At 62.8% G+C, this 21535-nt stretch carries 12 protein-coding genes; 5 read left to right on the top strand and 7 right to left on the bottom strand.

Annotated features, from left to right (window positions below; genetic code table 11):
- The first annotated feature begins 286 nt into the window (after nucleotides 1–286).
- The gene (gene metH, locus OKW98_RS13750) at nucleotides 287–3997 is read left to right on the top strand and encodes a methionine synthase (protein ID WP_265385229.1); all 3711 of its coding nucleotides are present in this window, start codon (nucleotides 287–289) and stop codon (nucleotides 3995–3997) included.
- A gap of 97 nt (nucleotides 3998–4094) precedes the next feature.
- On the opposite strand, the gene mnmH is transcribed toward metH, so the two are convergent.
- From mnmH to treS, 4 genes are all read right to left on the bottom strand, one after another.
- A complete protein-coding gene (gene mnmH / locus OKW98_RS13745; RefSeq protein WP_265385228.1) occupies nucleotides 4095–5192 on the bottom strand; it encodes a tRNA 2-selenouridine(34) synthase MnmH in 1098 nt (365 codons plus the stop codon).
- Entirely contained in the window at nucleotides 5192–6226 is a 1035-nt protein-coding gene (gene selD, locus OKW98_RS13740; protein ID WP_265385227.1) for a selenide, water dikinase SelD, read from the bottom strand. The genes mnmH and selD overlap by 1 nt, the downstream gene beginning before the upstream one ends.
- A gap of 215 nt (nucleotides 6227–6441) precedes the next feature.
- Nucleotides 6442–7590, bottom strand: a complete 1149-nt coding sequence (locus OKW98_RS13735; RefSeq protein WP_265385226.1) for an MFS transporter — start codon at nucleotides 7588–7590, stop codon at nucleotides 6442–6444.
- 312 nt (nucleotides 7591–7902) lie between these two features.
- Nucleotides 7903–9972 (bottom strand): maltose alpha-D-glucosyltransferase, encoded by a 2070-nt coding sequence (gene treS, locus OKW98_RS13730; protein WP_265385225.1) that lies wholly within the window; start codon nucleotides 9970–9972, stop codon nucleotides 7903–7905.
- Nucleotides 9973–10186: 214 nt separating this feature from the next.
- Here treS and OKW98_RS13725 point away from each other — a divergent pair, with 214 nt between their 5' ends.
- The 4 genes from OKW98_RS13725 (at nucleotide 10187) to OKW98_RS13710 (ending at nucleotide 15791) form a co-directional block, all read left to right on the top strand.
- Nucleotides 10187–11632, top strand: coding sequence for a PLP-dependent aminotransferase family protein (locus tag OKW98_RS13725; protein ID WP_265385224.1), 1446 nt, complete (start codon nucleotides 10187–10189; stop codon nucleotides 11630–11632).
- A gap of 724 nt (nucleotides 11633–12356) precedes the next feature.
- Entirely contained in the window at nucleotides 12357–13463 is a 1107-nt protein-coding gene (locus OKW98_RS13720) for a Gfo/Idh/MocA family protein (RefSeq protein ID WP_265385223.1), read from the top strand.
- Between the two features lie 248 nt (nucleotides 13464–13711).
- Complete coding sequence (locus OKW98_RS13715; protein ID WP_265385222.1) at nucleotides 13712–15295, top strand: aldehyde dehydrogenase (NADP(+)); 1584 nt, start codon at nucleotides 13712–13714, stop codon at nucleotides 15293–15295.
- A 151-nt stretch (nucleotides 15296–15446) separates the two neighbouring features.
- Nucleotides 15447–15791 carry an FKBP-type peptidyl-prolyl cis-trans isomerase gene (locus tag OKW98_RS13710; RefSeq protein WP_265385221.1) on the top strand — a complete coding sequence of 115 codons (345 nt, stop codon included), beginning with the start codon at nucleotides 15447–15449 and terminating at the stop codon, nucleotides 15789–15791.
- A 427-nt stretch (nucleotides 15792–16218) separates the two neighbouring features.
- Here the strand turns inward: OKW98_RS13710 and OKW98_RS13705 are convergent, their stop codons facing one another.
- The 3 genes from OKW98_RS13705 to OKW98_RS13695 form a co-directional block, all read right to left on the bottom strand.
- Nucleotides 16219–18606 carry a response regulator gene (locus OKW98_RS13705; RefSeq protein ID WP_265385220.1) on the bottom strand — a complete coding sequence of 796 codons (2388 nt, stop codon included), beginning with the start codon at nucleotides 18604–18606 and terminating at the stop codon, nucleotides 16219–16221.
- Between the two features lie 68 nt (nucleotides 18607–18674).
- Nucleotides 18675–19136, bottom strand: a complete 462-nt coding sequence (locus OKW98_RS13700; protein ID WP_265385219.1) for a response regulator — start codon at nucleotides 19134–19136, stop codon at nucleotides 18675–18677.
- A gap of 19 nt (nucleotides 19137–19155) precedes the next feature.
- Entirely contained in the window at nucleotides 19156–21411 is a 2256-nt protein-coding gene (locus tag OKW98_RS13695; protein WP_265385218.1) for an ATP-binding protein, read from the bottom strand.
- Nucleotides 21412–21535 lie beyond the last annotated feature (124 nt).

Below are 21535 nucleotides of genomic sequence, written 5' to 3'. Positions count from 1 at the left end.
AGCGTTTCGCAAAACCTGTAGGAGCCGGCTTGCTGGCGAACCAGTCCGGCCGCTCGCTGCGGTGTTGGATGAAATGCCGCTTTCGCCAGCAAGCCGGCTCCTACAGGTCGATAACGGTGTTCGCTCAAGCCATGCAATCAGAATGCGCCCGGCTCAGAAACAATCGCCCGCGCAACGTGAGCCAAATTCATGTAAATCCCGGAATGATTTAAAACCGCGCAGGTTTGCTATTATTTCGCACTTTTCAGCGTCACCTTATTTCGTACTTCTTCGTCCGGGTAACCTCATGTCAGATCGCAGCGCGCGTCTTCAAGCACTCCAGCAGGCTCTTCAACAGCGAATCCTGATCCTCGATGGCGGCATGGGCACGATGATCCAGAGCTATCGGCTGGAGGAAGAAGACTACCGCGGCAAGCGTTTTGCCGACTGGCCGAGCGACATCAAGGGCAACAACGACCTGTTGATCCTGACCCGGCCCGACGTGATTGGCGCGATCGAAAAGGAGTACCTCGACGCCGGCGCCGACATTCTCGAAACCAACACCTTCAACGCCACCCAAGTGTCCCAGGCGGATTACGGCATGGAGGCGCTGGTCTACGAACTGAACGTGGAAGGCGCGCGCCTGGCACGTAAGGTCGCCGACGCCAAGACCCTGGAAACCCCCGACAAGCCGCGCTTTGTCGCCGGCGTGCTCGGCCCGACCAGCCGCACCTGCTCGCTGTCGCCGGACGTCAACAACCCTGGCTACCGCAACGTGACCTTCGACGAGCTGGTGGAGAACTACACCGAGGCCACCAAAGGCCTGATCGAAGGCGGTGCGGACATGATCCTCATCGAGACCATCTTCGATACCCTCAACGCCAAAGCAGCGATCTTTGCCGTTCAGGGCGTGTTCGACGAGCTGGGTTTTGAGCTGCCGATCATGATCTCCGGCACCATCACCGACGCCTCCGGCCGCACCCTCTCCGGCCAGACCACCGAAGCGTTCTGGAACTCCGTGCGCCACGCCAAGCCGATCTCCGTGGGCCTCAACTGTGCGCTGGGCGCCAGCGAGCTGCGGCCGTACCTGGAAGAGCTGTCGAACAAGGCCGAGACCTACGTGTCGGCGCACCCGAACGCCGGCCTGCCCAACGAATTCGGTGAATACGACGAAGCCCCGGCAGAGATGGCCAAAGTCGTCGAAGAGTTCGCACAAAGCGGCTTCCTGAACATCGTCGGCGGTTGCTGCGGCACCACGCCGGCGCACATCAAGGCCATCGCCAACGCCGTCGCCCCGTATGCGCCGCGCCCGATTCCGGAGATCCCGAAGGCCTGTCGCCTCTCGGGTCTGGAGCCGTTCACCATTGATCGCAGCTCGCTGTTCGTTAACGTCGGCGAGCGTACCAACATCACCGGGTCTGCCCGTTTCGCCCGCCTGATCCGTGAAGATAACTACACCGAAGCCCTGGAAGTCGCCCTGCAGCAGGTCGAAGCCGGCGCCCAGGTGATCGACATCAACATGGACGAGGGCATGCTGGACTCGAAGAAGGCCATGGTGACCTTCCTCAACCTGATTGCCGGCGAGCCTGACATCTCCCGCGTGCCGATCATGATCGACTCCTCGAAATGGGAAGTCATCGAAGCCGGCCTCAAATGCATCCAGGGCAAGGGCATCGTCAACTCGATCAGCATGAAAGAAGGCGTCGAGCAGTTCATTCATCACGCCAAGCTGTGCAAGCGCTACGGCGCGGCGGTGGTGGTGATGGCCTTCGACGAAGCGGGCCAGGCCGACACCGAGGCGCGCAAGAAGGAAATCTGCAAGCGCTCCTACGACATTCTGGTTAACGAAGTGGGCTTCCCGCCGGAAGACATCATTTTCGACCCGAACATCTTCGCCATCGCCACCGGCATCGAAGAGCACAACAACTACGCCGTCGACTTTATCAACGCCTGCGCCTACATCCGCGACGAGCTGCCGTACGCGTTGACCTCGGGCGGCGTGTCCAACGTGTCGTTCTCGTTCCGCGGCAACAACCCGGTGCGCGAGGCGATCCACTCGGTGTTCCTGCTGTACGCGATCCGCAACGGCCTGACCATGGGCATCGTCAACGCCGGTCAGCTGGAGATCTACGACCAGATCCCGGCCGAACTGCGTGACGCGGTAGAAGACGTGGTGCTCAACCGCACGCCGGAAGGCACTGACGCGATGCTGGCCATCGCCGACAAGTACAAGGGCGACGGCTCGGTCAAGGAAGCCGAAACCGAAGAGTGGCGTGGCTGGGAGGTCAACGAGCGCCTCAAGCACGCGCTGGTCAAGGGCATTACCACGCATATCGTCGAAGACACCGAGCTGTCGCGCCAATCGTTCAAGCGCCCGATCGAGGTCATCGAAGGCCCGCTGATGGCCGGCATGAACGTGGTCGGCGACCTGTTCGGCTCGGGCAAGATGTTCCTGCCGCAAGTCGTTAAATCCGCCCGCGTGATGAAACAGGCCGTGGCGCACCTGATTCCGTTCATTGAAGAAGAGAAAGGCGACAAACCCGAGGCCAAAGGCAAGATTCTCATGGCGACGGTCAAGGGCGACGTCCACGACATCGGCAAGAACATCGTCGGCGTGGTACTGGGCTGCAACGGTTACGACATCGTCGACCTTGGCGTGATGGTGCCGGCGGAGAAGATCCTGCAGGTCGCCCGCGAGCAGAAGTGCGACATCATCGGGCTGTCGGGCCTGATCACGCCGTCCCTGGACGAAATGGTTCACGTCGCCCGCGAGATGCAGCGTCAGGATTTCCACCTGCCGTTGATGATTGGCGGCGCAACCACCTCCAAAGCCCACACGGCGGTGAAGATCGAGCCCAAGTACAGCAACGACGCGGTGATCTACGTCACCGACGCCTCCCGCGCCGTGGGCGTGGCGACGCAATTGCTGTCCAAGGAGCTGAAAGCCGGCTTCATCGAGAAGACCCGCGCCGAGTACGTGGAAGTGCGTGAACGCACGTCCGCCCGCAGCGCCCGCACCGAGCGCCTGAGCTACGGCGCGGCCATCGCCAAGAAGCCGCAGTTCGACTGGGCCGGCTATCAGCCGGTGAAGCCGACCTTCACCGGGGTCAAGGTGCTGGAAGACATCGACCTGAATGTGCTGGTGGATTACATCGACTGGACGCCGTTCTTTATTTCCTGGGACCTGGCCGGCAAGTACCCGCGCATCCTCACCGACGAAGTGGTGGGTGAAGCGGCCACGTCGCTGTTCAAGGACGCCCAGGAGCTGCTGCGCAAACTGATCGACGAGAAACTGATCCGCAGCCGCGCCGTGTTCGGCTTCTGGCCGGCCAATCAGGTCGATCACGACGACATTCAATTGCTCGACGACAACGGCGCGCCACTGGCCAAGCTGCATCACCTGCGCCAGCAGATCATCAAGACCGACGGCAAGCCGAACTTCTCCCTGGCCGACTTCGTCGCGCCTCAGGGCAGCGGCGTCACCGACTACGTGGGCGGCTTCATCACCACCGCCGGCATTGGCGCCGAAGAGGTGTCCAAGGCGTATCAGGACCAGGGCGACGACTACAACGCGATCATGGTCAAGGCGTTGGCGGATCGGCTGGCCGAGGCCTGCGCCGAGTGGCTGCACCAGCAGGTGCGCAAAGAGTATTGGGGTTATGCCCGCGATGAGCAGTTGGGCAACGACGAATTGATCAAGGAGCAATACACCGGCATCCGCCCTGCCCCCGGCTACCCGGCCTGCCCGGACCACACCGAGAAAGGCGTGTTGTTCGAGCTGCTCGACCCGGCCCAGGGCGACGGCAAACCTGGGGTCAGCGGGGTATTCCTCACCGAGCACTACGCGATGTTCCCGGCGGCGGCGGTCAGCGGCTGGTATTTCGCTCACCCGCAGGCGCAGTACTTCGCCGTGGGCAAGGTCGACAAGGATCAGGTGGAAAGCTACACGGCGCGTAAGCACCAGGAGTTGAGCGTGACCGAGCGCTGGCTGGCGCCGAATCTGGGGTATGACGAGTAAGGCCCAGGCAGACCGCTCAGGACCAAGGCCTGGAGCACAGGCCGGGACAGATTGATTGACGCTGAGACGCGGTCAATCAATCAGCCCCCTATGATCGCTACTGCTGCCGATGCTGCAGGTATTCAACGACGGCCTGCTGATCGCCGGCGAATTCGATCCGCACGTCTTTGCTGTCGCGCTGGTAGGCGTACATCGGGTCGTAGTATTCGCTCAACATCCCGCTGATCCAGCCACGGTGCAGATCGACTGCGCCGCTGCGCGCCTGTTCCGCCAGCGCACTGTCCATGATCGCGGCCAGCCGCTGATAACGCTCCCCGCCCAGGCGCCGAACAATGCTCGACAGGCTCTGCTGCAAACGCTCGGCGTAGGCCGCGAAGCCTGTTTCAGCGCCTTGCACGGCAATGAACTCGGCGCACAGGTCGGTCACGTAATCCTTCAGGATCCGCTCGACCCGGCTGTCGAAACTGTCTTCCAGCCAGACCAGCGGCGCCTCCTGCATGGTCCGGTACAATTCGACGGGCACCGCACGACTGCCGACGATCCGCCCTTCGTCCTCCAGCACAAACTGATTGAGCTGCCGCGCGCGTTTTTTCAGAATGTCCACGGCCAGCAGATTTTCGAAATCGATCTGCCCCGGCTGCGGCGTTGCATGTTTGCCAAAGCTGGAACCGCGATGATTGGCATGCCCTTCCAGGTCCAGCCCGTTGTCGAGCTGTTGCAGCACCTCGGTCTTGCCGCTGCCGGTCAGGCCACCGATCAGCACGAAATCGCACTCGGCCACGGCCTGTTCGGTCACCTCGATCAAAAAGCTGCGCATCGCCTTGTAGCCACCGATGACCCGGGGATACTCGATGCCCGCTTCGCTTTTCAGCCATTGCTGAGTGATCTGCGAACGCAGGCCACCGCGAAAGCAATACAAAAAACCTTCTGGCTGGTGACGCGCAAAACTTGCCCACGCTTCGATTCGCGCCTGTTTCAAGTCGCCGGACACCAGCGTGTGCCCGAGCTCGATGGCGGCCTGTTGCCCGTCCTGCTTGTAACTGGTGCCGACCTTCTGCCGCTCGGCGTCATTCATCAGCGGCAGATTGATCACACCAGGGAACGCGCCCTTGGTGAATTCCACCGGCGCGCGCACGTCCATCATCGGCACGTCGTTGAGGAAAATCTCGCGCAGGTCGGCGCTGTTGTCGCGCATCAGAACACCTCGACCGCGAGTGGCTGTCGTTCGACCAACTCGCCAATCGGCGCAAGGCTCAGGCCCAGTTCTTCGGCCATGGCCAGGAACGCCGCTTCTTCGGCAGGCTCGACGGCAATCAGCAGACCGCCGCTGGTTTGCGGGTCGCACAGCAGCAGTTTCTGCGCCTCGGTCAACGTGCCAATGCGCTCGCCATAGCTGTCGTAGTTGCGATGGGTGCCGCCGGGAATGCAGTCCTGCTCGATGTAGTAATCGACACTGCCCAGTCGGGGCACGGCAGCAGCGTTCAGCCGTGCGGTGACCTGGCTGCCGTCGGCCATCTCGACCAGGTGCCCGAGCAAGCCGAAGCCTGTGACGTCGGTCATGGCCGTGACGCCGGCCAGCCTGGAGAAACGGCTGCCGGGCTTGTTCAACGTGCACATCACGTCGCGCGCCAGGCCGATGTCTTCGTCGCGCAGCAGGCCTTTTTTCTCAGCCGTGGTGAGGATGCCAATGCCCAAGGGCTTGGTCAGGAACAGCTTGCAGCCAACGGTCGCGGTGTCGTTGCGCTTCATGAAGCGTTTTTCAACGAGGCCAGTAACGGCCAGACCGAAGATCGGCTCAGGCGCATCGATGGAGTGACCACCGGCCAGCGGGATGCCCGCCGCATCGCACACCGCACGCCCGCCACGGATCACTTCGCGGGCAATTTCCGGGGCCAGCACGTTGACCGGCCAGCCGAGAATGGCGATGGCCATCAACGGGTCGCCGCCCATGGCGTAGATGTCGCTGATGGCGTTGGTCGCGGCGATGCGGCCGAAGTCAAACGGATCATCGACGATGGGCATGAAAAAGTCGGTGGTGGAGACGACGCCCTTTTCATCGTCGATGGCATAGACCGCCGCGTCATCGCGCGAAGCATTACCGACCCACAGGCGCGGGTCGAGGTTCTGCGCGCCGCTGCCGGCGAGAATGGTTTCCAGCACCTTGGGCGAAATCTTGCAGCCGCAGCCGGCGCCGTGGCTGTATTGGGTGAGACGGATCGGGTCGGTCATGGGAAGCCCCTGAGTTTCAAGGCGCCGAAGTCTACCAGAGGCGCCAGTGGGTTGAAGGGTTGCTGGATGGCTGGCTGGATCGGCGGACTCTCAGACGGTCTTGTAGGAGCCGGCTTGCTGGCGAACACGGTAGGCCAGAAAAATAGATGTCGACTGACACGCCGCCTTCGCCAGCAAGCCGGCTCCTACAGATCGAAGGTTCGCGTGAGTGCGTTTTAACCCTTGGCCATGCGCCGTGCCGTCAGCACCTGCGCGAGCATCAGCGCGCCGACGCACAACAGCGCTTCCCGCAGGCCTACCACGTGCGCGGCAAAACCAATCAACGCCGGCCCCAGCAAAATCCCGCAGTAGCCGATACCGGTAATCACCGCGATCGCCAGCCCCGCCGGCATCCGCGTTTGCGCACCGACCACCGAGCAATACACCGGAAAGGTGTTGGACAGCCCCAAGCCGATCAGCGCGAAGCCCAGCAGGAACAGTGGCCACGGCTCCAGCAGGATCGCCATGGTAAACCCCACCATCACCAGCAGCCCGCCGCCGATCAGCAGGTTCACCGCGCCGAAGCGGTTCCTCAACCAGTCCCCGGAAAACCGCCCGGCCGCCATGGCCAGGGAGAACACCGCGTAGGCGCCGCCGGCCACCGCCACATCGATCTGGTGCATGCGGTTCAGGAACACCGCGCTCCAGTCGAGCATCGCGCCCTCCACCAGCAGCGCAACGAAGCAGAGAATGCCGACGATCATCACGTGGGTGGTCGGCCGGGCGAAGGGCGCCGAGGGATCGTCCGCGCCATGGGGCACCAAGTAGCGCGCGTGCCAGAGCAGCATCCCGGCAATCAACGCCACCACCACGGCCACCGCCAGTAACGGCGACGCGCCCAGCCACAGCAGCAAGGTCATCAACAGCGCACTGCTGATGCCGCCGAGGCTGAACAAGCCATGGAAGCCCGACATCATCGGTCGCCCGTGATCGCGCTCGACCATCAGGCCTTGCACGTTCATGGCCACGTCGATGCTGCCCAACCCCGCGCCGAACACGGCAAGGGCCACTGCCAGCGCCGGCAGGGATGACAACGTGGCGAGCAGCGGCAGCATGCAGCAGATCAACGCGCCGCCCATTAGCGACACAAACCGGCAACCCTTGCGCGTGGTCAGCATTCCCGCCAGCGGCATTGCCAGCATCGAACCGAGGCCGAAGCACAACAGCAGCAGGCCGAGCTGGGCTTCTTCAAGACCGGCACGGTTGCGAGCGAATGGCACCAGCGGCGCCCATGCGCCCAGCGACATGCCGGACAGCAGGAACGTCAGGCGGTAACTCCACAGGTGAACGAAAACGGGGGCACGAACGGACTGAGCTACTGACACAAAAAACGACCTGAACGGGTCTGCGCGAACGGCAGACGTTGAAAAAAAGTGATCCCTCACTGCACGCATCCCCTCGTAGGACCGGCTTCAGCCGGGAAAAGGCCAAGCCGTACGCCCTCATTTTAGGGTGTGACCGCTGACGTCTTCCCGGCTAAAGCCGGTCCCACGATTGGAACCCACCCCAGCCCTGCGGGTGTGCAATATCCCCAGTAGGACCGGCTTCAGCCGGGAAGAGGCCAGTCCGTACGCCCTCATTTTAGGGTGTGACCACCGACGCTTTCCCGGCTGAAGCCGGTCCTACGAGAGCCCCGATCACATCATCGGTGCCGCCATGCTGACCACGCGCAGCGCCAGGCCTTCGTAGGCGTCCAGCGTGATGGTGAATTCACCCTCTTCGCTCAGATCGCCTTCGACCCGCTCGTTGATGATGTCCACCACCGGGCCCGGTGCGATACCGGGCAGGTGCAGAGTCTCGACGATGGGCTCCCCACTGAAGTTCAGCGCAGTGATCTGCGTGCCCTTCCCGGCCGGCAGCTCGTGGACCATGATCAGCAGCCCCGGGTGTTCGACATCCGGAATCAGAATCTGGCGGCTGGCGGCGATGTCGTAGGCGCGGCGCACGGCCAGCAGTTTCTTCAGCTGCGAGGCGAACGAATCCGGCCGCTTCAACTGCTCGACGAGGCTGCCGTACAGCGCGCGAGCCCGCGGCATGCCGCCCTCCGAGATCTCGCAGTCCGGGTCCATGTCGACCAGATCGTAGCCACCGCGATGGATCCAGCGGGTGTCGCCGTCGCCCATCAGGTGCTCCACCTGCTCGGCCGGCAGCGGCAAGGCGCCCACCAGGTCCCAGCCCGACAGCGCGAACACGCCCGGTTGCATGGCGTTGAACATCACCAGCAGCAAATGGATGTGCTGGATCTTGTCGATGTCGGCGGCGGTCATGCTGTCGAGCTCGCGAATACCCAGCGCCGCGGTGATGATGCTCGCCGTGGTGCAGGACACGCCGTTTGTGACGAACTTCAAGTTGTACGGCGCGTGCTCGCCGGCCAGACGCTCGTACATCTCCTCGCGGATGTGCTCGCGCAGGATGTTGCCCGGGAAGGTCTGGCCCTGATACAGGTACTGATCGTGGGCGTGCAGCGTCCAGAAATGCACCAGCTCCAGGGTCAGCTCGTCGTGGTTCTGCAGCGCGTGGATCAGCGACGCAGGGTCGATGCCGAACTCATGCACCTGGCGCAGCATCAGCCGCAGGAACTCGGTGCGGCCGGTCAGCAACGCATGCTGATACGCCGGGCGGGTGATGAAGTCATAGGACAGATCAGCACCGCCGTGGGACATCGCCGCTATATCGTCGATGGTCAGGTTCAGCTCCTGGAAGCTGAAACCGCCGGCCTTGCGAATCGCGCCGGCGAGCAACTGGTTGCCGGTGATCGACAGCGGATGGCTTTCGGACCACGCCGTGCCGTCGGCCTTGCGCTCGACGCCGAGGAAGCCGTTGGCGTCCAGACGCAGGACCCGCGCGCCCATCACGTCGATGGCGTGCAGGGCATCGCCGATGATCATCTGTTGCGCGGCGAAACTGGGGTCCAGCCAGTTCAGTGATGGCTGGCCTTCTTTGAAGTAATGCAGATAGACCCAGCGGCGGTCCTTGCCGTCGACGCCGGTGACGATGGGCGTGGCGCTCCAGTCAGTCTCTTTGACGCCGGGTTCGAAGAAGATCACCCGCTGCAACTGGCCAACGATGTAATGCTTGTCGCGCAACGCATCGACGGTGGCCGGCTGCAGGTTGACGGCGTCACGGCCGGCGGGGACTTCAGGCAGCAGCGACCAGTCTTCTTCCTTGATCTCCACCATGTGGTAGAGGCCCGGGTACTCTTCGTAGGCCATCTCGGCCAGGCGGAAATCCGCGCCCTTGCCGGTGTGGGACGGGATCACGTCATCCACGACGATCGCGTTGTGCGCGGCTGCAATGCGGCTGAGGTTGAGAAACTGCGCGTCGGTGCCCAGGGACGAATCCACTTCAAAGCTGATGCGGTCGAAGTTGCCGTCGATGCTCGGGGTGCGCTCGCGGCCTTTCAAACCGCCGGAGGCTTTCAAAGGGCCGTTATGAATGCCCTGGATGCCGACTTCCGACAGCGCGTGCCAGAGTGTTTCATCGGCCAGCGCTTCGAGGACCGAGCCGCCTTCGCGGGTGATGATCGACGCCGGGTAGGCGGTAAACCAGACCGAGCCGATGGCCGAAGCATCCCTTGGACGGGCCTGGGCGTAAGGCCGCTGCCAGAGACGGCCCTGGCCGCCATACAATTTTGCGCGTTGCTTTGCGGCGTTGAGCATCGATTGCTCAACCAGCCATTCCACGTACTGCTTGTCCGGGGTGGTCATATGTTCGGGGTTCCATCTTCAAGTGGATGGGAGCGGCGGCCCAGGGCTCTGCGAGCGCTGTCCGGACCGTCCTGCCTGTGCGTGTCAGGTTTATGCCTAACTCTAAGAGCACCTTGGCGCGTAAACGTTGCATCGGTTGCTGTGACGCGCGCTGCTGCACTGGCTAAAATCCACCGGTGTGCATCCGCACCGCCGGCGCTGTTCAGGGGTTTGCGTGGAATTACACATCGTTATCGAGGGCCGCAAGGACCTCGCCCATCAAGTCTATGAACAGCTGCGCGACAGTATCGTGTCGGGCCGGCTGGCGGCGGGCGTGCAATTGCCGCCCAGTCGCCTGCTGGCCGCGCAACTGGGGCTGTCGCGCAAAACCATCTCCGACACCTACAGCCGGTTGACCTACGAAAACTACCTGGTGGGCAAGGTCGGCAGCGGCACCTTCGTCAACGCCTTGAGCGCTTACAGCCCGCCTCGGCCGGCACCTTCGGCGCTGGCCAGCGCCCACATCGTGGCGAAATGGGAAGCTATCTCCCTGCCCCTGCGCCACCCGACCCGCGCGGGCACCCTGCGCTTTGATTTTCTCGGCGGCGCGACGGCAAAAACCCAGTTTCCCCATGACGAGTGGCGGCGCTGCGTGCACCACGCGGTGCGGCAGATGTCCACCGAACGCGGCTTCTATAGCCAGCCCGAAGGCCTGCCCGCCCTGCGCGCCGCGATTGCCGGGCACATTGCCTTTGCCCGCGGCGTCCGCTGCGTGGCCGATGACGTGGTGGTGTGCAACGGCGCGCAACAGGCCCTGGACCTGATCGCCCGCGTGCTCATCGAACCCGGCAGCCCCGTCGCCGTGGAAGACCCGGGCTACACACCGGCGCGGCTGCTGTTTGCCGCCCAAGGGGCCGAGGTCGCCAGCGTGCCGGTCGACAGCGAAGGCATCATCGTCGAGCAGATCCCGGACAACGTCTGCGCCATCTACGTCACGCCCTCCCATCAGATGCCGCTCGGCATGCCCATGAGCCTGGCGCGTCGACACGCCTTGCTGGAGAAAGCACGCCGGATTGGCGCGATCATCATCGAAGACGACTACGACAGCGAATTCCGCTACGAAGGGCGCCCGACTGACTCGTTGCAGAACATGGACGAACACGGCGTCGTGGCCTACGTCGGCACCTTTTCCAAAACCCTGCTGCCGGAACTGCGGCTGGGTTACGCCGTGCTGCCGGCGGCGATCCTCGAAGCGGTGATCAAAGCCAAGCAACTGACCGACTGGCACACCTCGACGCTGCCGCAATGGGCGCTGAGCAAATTCATCAGTGAAGGCCTGCTCAACAAACACATCCGACGCTGCCACAGCACCTACGCCGGACGCCGCGAACGCATCCTGGCGCGCATCGGGGGCGATCTGTCGCCCTGGCTGGAAACCATCCCGTGCACGGCCGGCTTCCACATGGCGGTGATGCTAAAGCCCTCGCTCGACCGGGCGGTCGATCTGCACCTGCTGGTCGACCGCGCGCGGGACAAAGCGCTAGGCCTCTACCCCCTCCACGGTTTCTACAGCGACGCGCCGCCGCGCGACGGACTGATGCTCGGCTTTGGTGCGATTGACCTGCTCGACATCGACCCCGCGCTGGACCGGTTGCGGGATCTGCTGATGGAATTTGGTTGAGCAGGGAAGTTGATAGCGCCCACACCGGCCCCTTCCCGGCTAAAGCCGGTCCTACATACCCACTCCGCGCGCATTCAGCAGGATCGGGTTCAGCCGGAATGGACGCGGAGCGTCCCGGGATGCATGCCCACGCAGAGCGTGGGTACGATCATAAATGATAGCGCCTGCACCGGCCTCTTCCCGGCTAAAGCCGGTCCCACTAAAAAACAGCGCGTGCACCCAGTGGGATTGGCGGCGCCCCCTGTAGGACCGGCTTCAGCCGGGAAGCTGTTGATCTGCTGTTGATCTGCTGTTGATCTGCTTTTGATCTTCGTACGCATAAAGCTCAGTCACCGCCAATCGCGACTTGGGTGCAGGCTGAACGCAGGTCTCGCGCAGTGGGCCGAGCCGCAGGGATGCGGCGAGAGCGCCGTCAGGACATGGATGTCCGTTCGGCGCGGGCCCACGGAGCGGGACCGGAGTGAAGGAACCCCGACGCAGGAGGGGCCCAACCACGAGCAAGCACCTTTGGTTACTTGGGGATGGTGCGACTTTCGACTTTTCCAAGTAACTCGCCGAAGGCGAAACAGTCTGCCCTTAGGCAGACGCCCTTGACCTTGATCTTGATCGTGCTAAGCCCCACCGCAGGGTTCACGAGGGACGATTGGATTGAACTTCTGCCCCCGCCACCTGCCGACTACAGAGCTGCCGGACACACCGTCCGCTGAGAAATGGAGGCTTATACATGCCAGACGCAAACGGCAAAATCCGCTACGCAGTGGTCGCTGGAGGCTGGATCTCCCAAGGCGCATTCATGCCGGGGCTCGAACAGACCGACAACTCCGTCATGACCGCCCTCGTCACCGGAGACCCCATCAAGGCCGACCAGTTGGCGGCGCTCTATGACCTCAAAAGCTACCACTACGACGAATTCGACACCCTGCTCAACTCCGGCGAAATCGACGCCATCTACCTGGCCACCCCCAACTTCCGCCATCGCGAATTCGCCGTTCCTGCCCTGGAAGCCGGCATCCACGTGCTGCTGGAAAAGCCCATGGCCGCCAACGAAGAAGACTGTCTGGCCATCGCCGAAGCCGCTAAACGCTCGGGCGCCAAACTGATGGTCGCCTACCGCCTGCACTTCGAGCCCGGCACCGTCGAAATGGTCCACCGTGTGCGCGCCGGTGACCTCGGCGACCTGCGCCTGTTCACCGCGACCTTCGCCCAGACCACCGACCCGGCCAACCACCGCATGCAGAGCGGCTTCGACGCAGGTCCCGTGGCCGACATGGGGCCTTATCCGATCAACGCCGTGCGCAACCTGTTTGCCGCCGAGCCGATCGAAGTCCACGCCGTCGGCATCAAAACGCCTGGCCGCGAGATCAACACCTTCGACACGGTCAACGTGACGTTGCGCTTTGCAGAAGAACGCCTTGCGACCTTCACCGTGAGTTACAGCCTGCCGTCCACCGAGCGGTTCCAGCTGATCGGCACCAAGGGCGAGTTCGAAGCCTCGCCATGCTTCGGTTTCGGCGAAGGCGTAGCGATTGGTTACCGCGCGATCATCGACGGCAAGACCACCGAGCACACGCACCCGGTGGTCGACCAGTTTGGCGGCGAGACCCAGTACTTCTCCGACTGCATCCTGCAGGACCGCGAACCCGAGCCGGACGGCGACGAAGGCTGGCGCGATGTGCGGGTGGTCGAGGCGATTGAACGCGCGCTGACCACCGGCCAGCCGCAGAAGCTCGAGCCACTGCCGGAGCGCCCGGGCATCGGCATCGAGCAGGCCCGCCGCCTGCCGCTGGCCAAAGTGCCGGAGTACATCAATACAGACGAGCCGAATGCCTGATCGTCTTATTGATAGTGCATGACTGGCGTAGGCCCGTTGATCGCAATCCAGAGCCCGGCTATTTTGATGGCCGGGCTTGCTCGGTACCTCATCGCTGCGCGCCTTGCGGCTGAAAAAATGCAGTTGTATGATGACTGTCGACTTTACGATGAGCCCCTGAGCTCTTCCCGCTACGCTTCATACGATTTCGAATTCCTCCATCAGGCCCACGCCTGATCGATTCGCCCCAAAAATAACAGGAGAAGCAGATGCCTACCGTTCTCGGTCAGAACTTCATCGGCGGCGCCCGCAGCGGCCTCGGCGAAGCACGCCATAAAAGCCTCGACGCCACCACTGGCGAAGCACTGCCTTACACCTTCTATCAAGCCACTGACGCGGAAATCGACGCCGCTGCATCGGCCGCCAAAGACGCCTTCCTTGAATTCCGCCAGCTGAGCCCGGCCCGTCGCGCTGAATTCCTCGATGCCATCGCTGACGAACTCGACGCCCTGGGCGATGATTTCGTGGCCCTCGTTTGCCAGGAAACCGCGCTGCCGGCCGGTCGTATCCAGGGCGAGCGTGGCCGTACCTCAGGCCAGATGCGCCTGTTCGCCAAAGTCCTGCGTCGCGGTGACTTCCTGGGCGCGCGTATCGATCAGGCGCTGCCGGATCGCAAGCCGCTGCCACGTGTCGACCTGCGCCAGCAGCGCATCGGCGTCGGCCCGGTGGCCGTGTTTGGCGCCAGCAACTTCCCGCTGGCCTTTTCCACCGCCGGCGGTGACACCGCTTCGGCACTCGCTGCCGGTTGCCCGGTTGTGGTGAAAGCCCACAGCGGCCACATGGCGACTGCCGATCTGGTGGGTAACGCCATCGTTCGCGCCGCCGAGAAGACCGGCATGCCAAAAGGCGTGTTCAACATGATCTTCGGCAGCGGCGTCGGCGAAGGCCTGGTCAAGCACCCGGCCATTCAGGCCGTCGGTTTCACCGGTTCCCTGCACGGCGGCAACGCCCTGTGCAAACTGGCGTCCGAGCGTCCGCAGCCGATCCCGGTGTTCGCCGAGATGTCGAGCATCAACCCGGTGGTCCTGCTGCCCGGCGCACTGACGGCGCGCGGCACGGCCATCGCCGGCGAACTCGCGGCGTCCGTGGTCATGGGCGCAGGCCAGTTCTGCACCAACCCGGGCGTGGTGATCGGTATTCGCTCCCCTGCCCTGACCACGTTCACCGAGCAGCTGACCGAGCACATGGGCGGTCAGCCACCTCAGACCATGCTCAACGAGGGCGGCCTGCGCAGCTACAGCAAAGGCGTCGAGAAGCTGCTGGCGCACAAGAGCGTCACGCACCTGGCCGGCAAGGCGCAGGAAGGCAAGCAGGCCCAGGCCCAGCTGTTCAAGGCTGACGTCAGCATGTTGCTAGAAGGCGACGAGTTGCTGCAGGAAGAAGTGTTCGGCCCGACCACGCTGCTGATTGAAGTGGCGGACGACGCGGAACTGAAAGCCGCACTGCTGGCCCTGCGCGGCCAACTGACCGCCACCCTGATCGGCGAAACTGCCGACCTGCAGAAGTATCAGTGGCTGGTGCCGGTGCTGGAAGAAAAAGTCGGCCGCATTCTGGTCAACGGTTACCCGACCGGCGTTGAGGTTTCGGACGCGATGGTGCACGGCGGTCCTTACCCGGCGACCTCCGATGCGCGCGGCACTTCGGTGGGCACCCTGGCCATCGATCGTTTCCTGCGCCCGGTCTGCTACCAGAACTACCCCGACAGCCTGCTGCCGGCGGCGCTACAAAACGCCAACCCGCTGGGCCTCAAGCGCCTGGTGAACGGCGAATGGAGCACTGACGTCATCGCTTGATGGTGATTGGCCCGTTCACTCAGGCCAATGAAAACGGCGTGACCCTGTAAAGGGCCGCGCCGTTTTTTTTTGCTTTGCAATGTGCGGGAGCGTTGCAAGGGGGCGATGGGCTGACTAGCATCTCGCGCCATCTCGCCGTGGAAATCTGAACATGACTGAAGCACTGAGCATCATCGATCTGCAGGAAGGCACCGGAAAAGCCGTCGTCAAAGGCGCGCTGATCACTACCCAATACACCGGAACGCTGGTGGACGGCACAGTGTTCGATTCCTCCTGGGAACGCGGCAAGCCCTTTCAATGCGTGATTGGCACGGGGCGCGTGATCAAAGGCTGGGACATTGGGCTGATGGGCATGAAGGTCGGCGGCAACCGCACGTTGCGGGTGCCTGCGGCGCTGGCGTACGGCGCGCGCTCGATGGGCGCGCACATTAAACCGAATTCGGATCTGGTCTTTGAAATAGAACTGCTGGAAGTACTGACCCGGGATGATGAGTAGTCACGCCTGACGCTGATCCTGTAGGAGCGCGCTTGCCCGCGAATTCGGTGTGTCAGACGTAGCCGATGTCGAATGTGCCTACGCCTTCGCGGGCAAGCGCGCTCCTACAAGGTATTGCGGCGTACACAACATTCCAGTAGGACCGGCTTCAGCCGGGAAGAGGCCAGTGTGTACGCCATGAATCTCGCGGTGTGGCTCCCGACGCTTTCCCGGCTAAAGCCGGTCCCACAATCGAAATCCACCGCCAGTGCTACGGGTGTACGCAATTTCCAGTAGGACCGGATTCAGCCGGGACAAGGCCAGTGTGTTCGCCATGAATCCCGCGGTGTGGCTGCCGACGCTTTCCCGGCTAAAGCTGGTCCCACAATGGGAGTCGACCGCCAGTGCTGCGGGTGTACGCAACTGCCAATAGGACCGGGCGCAGGATTTACGGGCCAGCCGAGGCGTTCATCAACACACGGGCCAGTTTCTTCGCCAGTTCTTCTTCCTTGTAGGGCTTCTGCACGATCAGCTTGGGGTCGACGTCGAGGATGTCGATGTCGGCAAAGCCGGTGATGAACATGATCGGCAGCTGCGGCCGCTCTCGGCGGACGATTTCGGCCAGTTCGCCGCCAGTCATGTTGGGCATGGCGAAGTCGGTGAGGAGCAGCTCGATGCTGGCGTCGAGTTTCTTCAACGCATCGTCGCCGCTGTCCGCCTCGACCACCGAATAACCCAGCGACACCAGCATCATCGCCGTCACCGAGCGTACGTCCGGATCGTCGTCGACAAGGAGAATCGTGCGGTGCTTGTCGTCGGCGTCGGCGCGGCCGGGCATGTCGGAGGCGCTGATCACCGGGACCGCCGTGCGCGCAACGCTGGGCAGGTAAACGCGCAGCGTGGTGCCGGCGTTTTCAGCCGTGTCGATGCTCACGCCGCCGCCGGACTGCTTGGCGAAACCGAACACCTGCGCCAGGCCCAGCCCCGAACCCTTGCCCACCGCCTTGGTGGTGAAGAACGGTTCGAACGCCTTGGCCAGCACCTCTGCGCTCATGCCGCAGCCTGAATCGCTGACCGACAGCACCACATACGCACCGGGCTCCGGATCTTCAGGCCGTAGCGGCAGGCGATAGACCATCTCGTTCCAGGTGCTCAGGCGCAATTGCCCGCCCTGGGGCATGGCGTCCCGCGCGTTGATCGCCAGGTTGAGGATGATCATTTCGGTCTGCGTCGGGTCCACCAACGCACTCCACAGGTCCTCGGCCAGTTCGGTTTCCACCCAGACGCTGCCGCCCAACGCACGACCCAGCAGCTCGCGCATGCCGGCAATCGTGTCATTGAGGTTCAGTGCGACGGGCTCCAGACGCTGGCGACGGGAGAACGACAGCAACTGACTGGTCAGCTTCGCGCCCCGCTCGCCCGCTTCACGGATGTTCTGCAGGCGCTGAGGGGATTTGGTGAACACCCCTTTTTCCAGATCCCGGCTGAGGAAATTCGCGCTGGTCAGAATCACCGTCAGCAAATTGTTGAAGTCATGGGCCACGCCAGCGGTCAACTGGCCGACCACCTCCAGCCGCTGCATCTGCTGCAGGGCAGCTTCGACGCGTTCACGTTCCTTGATCTGATCGCGCAAGCGCTTGTTGGTCGCGGCCAGTTCGTCCACCACTGCGCGCTCGCCGGTGATGTCGCGCACGGCGGCGTACATCAGGCCGTCGTCCGGCACGATGGTCCATGACAACCAGCGAAAGCCACCATCGGCATGGCGCATGCGGTTGACGAAGCGCGTGGTCACATGGCCGTCGGCGATGCTGGCGGTCTCGCGCAACGTGGCGGCAAGATCATCCGGGTGTATGAATTCGCTCAACCGCTGCTGGCCGACTTCATCGCGGCCCCAGCCCAATGTCGCTTCCCAGGCCGGATTGAGGGCAATCGGCGTCATGTCGAAATGCAGCACGCCGAGCAGTTCGCGGGACAGCTCCCAGGTGCGGTCGCGCTCGCGGGTTCGCTGGACGACGCGTTCGCCGAGAATGTCGTTGAGCTGATGCAGCGCCTGGGTGGCGTGTTTGCGCTCGGTGATGTCCTGCATGACACCGGTGAAGCGCACGCACTGGCCGTCTTCGAATAGCGAGCGGCCATTTAAAAACACCCAGCGCTCGGCGCCGTCGTCGGTGATCAGTCGGTGTTCGATCTGGAAGGTGGTGTCCACCGTCAGCGCGGCCATGACCTTGCTGTGCAGGTGATCGCGGTCATGCGGATGGCAGAGCAGAAACATGAGGGCCAGGCTGACGGAGGTGTCGGCGCCAACGCCGTAAAGCATTTTGCAGCGTTCGTCCCACAGCAGCGTGTCGGTGCGCGGATCGTAGGTCCACACACCCATGTCTGCGGCTTCTATCGCCAGCTGAGCGCGTACTTCCGCCACTTGCAGGGTTTTCTCGGCGTACAGGCGCTTTTCCCGCTCCCGCACTTCAGCCACCGCGCGCATCACCGCCTTGGGCAGCATCTTCATGTTCTGCTTGAGGACGTAATCGATGGCGCCCATGCGCATCATTTCGACGGCATGCTGCTCACCGAAAATCCCGGAGAGAAAAATGAACGGTGTCTGCGGCGCCAGGCGCAGCGCGCTGTTGAGCACATCTGCCCCTGAAGAGCCAGGCAGCAGATAGTCGCTGAGAATGAGGTCGAACCGCGCGGCCAGGAGCTCGCGTTCAACTTCCTGGTGGTTGTAGACCAGCGTCGCGTCGATCTCTAGCCCGCTGTTTTCGAGGGTGAGCAGAATCAGCTCGGCGTCGAGCGAACTGTCTTCGACCAAAAGCAATTTAAGCTGCGATAACGACATGGATAAAAGTCATTGTTCCAGTAAGGGCGTGCGAGAAATGCGTTTACGCAGGCCGGCAAGCGCCTGAATCAGGAGCCTGGGCGACGGGCGAGTCGCAGGGAACCCGGTGGTGGCTCGTTCAGGACTGCCCAGAACACGCCAAGATCCGAGATCGCCGAGACAAACTCCTTGAATTCGACCGGCTTGACCACGTAAGCGTTCACCCCTAACGAGTACGCACGATCTAAATCGGGCTCCTCGCGCGAGGACGTCAGCATCACCACGGGAATACTGCGCAGCTCCTCGGTCTCACGGATGGCTTTGAGCACTTCAAGGCCGTCGACTTTCGGCAGTTTGAGGTCCAGCAGCAGTACCGCCGGGTTGCCTGCCACACGGTCGTGATGCTGGTTGCGGCGCAGCAGGTAATCAAGCGCTTCGGCACCGTCACGCAGCACAATCACTTCGTTGGCCAACTGGCTACGTTCAAGAGCGACAAGGGTCAGCTCGAGATCGTTTGGATTGTCTTCCACCAGAAGAATGGGTTTAAGCATTGGGCGTCTCCTTCGACACTCAAAGGGTTACAGTCGAACCGCGCTTTGGCAGCGCAAAGTAAAAGGTGGCGCCATGGCCCAGCTGGCTGTGCGCCCATACGGTGCCGTCATGGCGTTCGATGATCCGCCTGACGCTCGCCAGGCCGATGCCGGTGCCTTCGAACTCGTCCATGCGGTGCAGGCGCTGGAATACGCCAAACAGCTTGCCGGCGTACGCCATATCGAAGCCGACACCGTTATCGCGGATGTACACGACCACCTTGCCGTCCTCCTCGTAACTGCCGACCTCAATCACCGCCGCGTCCTGGTTGCGGGTGTACTTGATCGCATTGGACAACAGATTGCGCATGGCCAGGTGCAGGAACGCGGCGTCGGCGATCACCACCGGCAGGCGTTCCTTGATCTTCCACTCCAGCGCACGGCCTTCATAATCGGGCAGCATTTCCCGGCGGATCGACTCGACCATGGCATTCAGGTCAACGTCGGAAAAGCGCATCGCCGACCGGCCCATCTGCGAAAAGCTCAGCAGATTGTCGACCAGCGTACCCGCGAACCGTGCCGAATCGGTGATGTTTTCCAGAAAACGGACGCCACGTTCGGACAACTTGCTGCCTTCAACGTCGCTCAACAGCTCGGCGTAACCGGCGATGTGTCGCAACGGGGCGCGCAAGTCATGGGAAACGCTGTAGGAAAACGCTTCAAGCTCCTTGTTGGACTTCTTCAGCTCATCGGCGAGTGCGGCCATTTCTTCAGCCTTGCGCAGCACGATGCCCAGCACCGCCGTGCGCAGCTCGAGCACGGCTTCGCAGACCATGTCGTTCCACGGACTGGAAAAGCCGCTCACGGTCTGTTCCCACAGGGCGAAGCTGTGACGCGGACTCAGGGAGCCGGTCGGACCGATGTTCTTCTCAAGTTTGCCCGCCCAGTTCACCACACGCGTGAGCTCGGGCCGGAACCAGATGATGAAATTGGAATGCAGCTCGGAGATCGTCGTCGCCAGCACGCCGCTGACCGAGGTCGCCAGCGCAGGCAGCTCGGGAATGTCGCGGCTGACGTTGTCCGAGCGAAAGACGCCATGGGGATCGCGGTCGCCCAGCCACTGGGAGAGTTTCACCAGCTGCTCACGATCGGGCGTGTCTCCGTAGACATCGACGCTGGCGCCGGAGATCACCGCCGCGCCGGTCGCGCCCGCAAAATCCAGCAACACCTGGGGCATGGAGCGCAGGCCGCCGGTCACGCTGTCGAGGTCGGCCATGGCCGCCAGCATCTGCACGATCTGCCGGCGCAGGCTGAGCATGCGCTGGTTGTCGACGTGGGCTTCCTTGCTCTCGATTTGCAGCGACAGCAGGCTGCCCAGCAGTTCGCACGCGGTGCGGGTCTGGAAACTGACCCGCCGGGGCGTGGCATGGTGACAGGACACCAGGCCCCACAACTGCCCGCGAACCACAATGGAGATCGACATCGACGCCAGCGTCTGCATGTTGCGCATGTACTGCAAATGCGCGGGCGACACCGCGCGCAGAGTGGCGAAGGTCAGGTCCAGCGGTGCGCCGGTCAGTGGATTGTGAGTGGGTATGAGCGGTGATGCCTGGTAGTTGGCGTCTTCGATGACGCGAATACGGTTGGCCAGATACATCGCCCGTGCCTGGGCCGGAATGTCGGACGCCGGGAAGCTCAGGCCGAGCATGCTTTCATAGCCGTCATCGGCTATTTCAGCGCTGACCAGGCCGTTGCCATCGACGTCGAAATGGTAGGCCAGAATCCGGCCGAAACCGGTAATGCGCTTGACCTCGGCCGCCGCGCGCTGACACAGCGCGTCGATGGTTTCCAGCTCATTCATCTGGCTGATGAAGCCGCGCATCAGCGGATACACGTTGCCGTAGGCGGCGCTCATGTCCCCGGCCGGCTCGAACTCGGCGATCAGCACCTGATCATGACGATGCACCATCATGGTCATCGGTTGACCGGCCCTAGAACCCTGCAGGAAGCGCACTTCACCCAGGTGGAAGGGGTTTTGCTCCTCATCGGGCAGCGCCTGCAAGCGCTGGAGCAGTCGCTCGTGTTCGGCGAACACGCCGGACAGCGTTGCGCCAATCAACGACTGCGGATCAAGCCCCAGCCAGTCGCTGACGTTGGCACTGACCTGAATGACGGTCGAGGTCGCCTCATTGATGACCAGCAGAAAGCCCTGGGGCTGAATGCTCCCGGGAATCTGGATCGGCTCGCGCGCGCACTGGTCTATCGCGCTTTGAAGGACGTCATCGGTGAGGGTCAAGGTTTTGCTCCTTCAACCTTCAACGTTTGAGCAAACGGCGTCGGCAGGTGTGCCAAAGGACGGCACGGGTGGGAATGGGCTACACGGTAACAAAAACCAGCTGCCTCAAACACTTCAAAGTCAC

The organism is Pseudomonas sp. KU26590 (assembly GCF_026153515.1).
In the GTDB taxonomy this organism is placed as follows: Bacteria; Pseudomonadota; Gammaproteobacteria; order Pseudomonadales; family Pseudomonadaceae; genus Aquipseudomonas.
Note: the sequence above shows the minus strand (reverse complement) of the source record. Positions and strands in the feature narration are given on the sequence as shown.

Bases quoted from the DNA above. Each gene is read 5' to 3' on its own strand.
- OKW98_RS13720 (WP_265385223.1), top strand. From the start codon at position 12,357: ATGCCAGACGCAAACGGCAAAATCCGCTACGCAGTGGTCGCTGGAGGC.
- selD (WP_265385227.1), bottom strand. From the start codon at position 6,226: ATGACCGACCCGATCCGTCTCACCCAATACAGCCACGGCGCCGGCTGC.
- OKW98_RS13715 (WP_265385222.1), top strand. From the start codon at position 13,712: ATGCCTACCGTTCTCGGTCAGAACTTCATCGGCGGCGCCCGCAGCGGC.
- treS (WP_265385225.1), bottom strand. From the start codon at position 9,972: ATGACCACCCCGGACAAGCAGTACGTGGAATGGCTGGTTGAGCAATCG.
- OKW98_RS13710 (WP_265385221.1), top strand. From the start codon at position 15,447: ATGACTGAAGCACTGAGCATCATCGATCTGCAGGAAGGCACCGGAAAA.
- metH (WP_265385229.1), top strand. From the start codon at position 287: ATGTCAGATCGCAGCGCGCGTCTTCAAGCACTCCAGCAGGCTCTTCAA.
- mnmH (WP_265385228.1), bottom strand. From the start codon at position 5,192: ATGCGCGACAACAGCGCCGACCTGCGCGAGATTTTCCTCAACGACGTG.
- OKW98_RS13705 (WP_265385220.1), bottom strand. From the start codon at position 18,606: ATGTCGTTATCGCAGCTTAAATTGCTTTTGGTCGAAGACAGTTCGCTC.
- OKW98_RS13700 (WP_265385219.1), bottom strand. From the start codon at position 19,136: ATGCTTAAACCCATTCTTCTGGTGGAAGACAATCCAAACGATCTCGAG.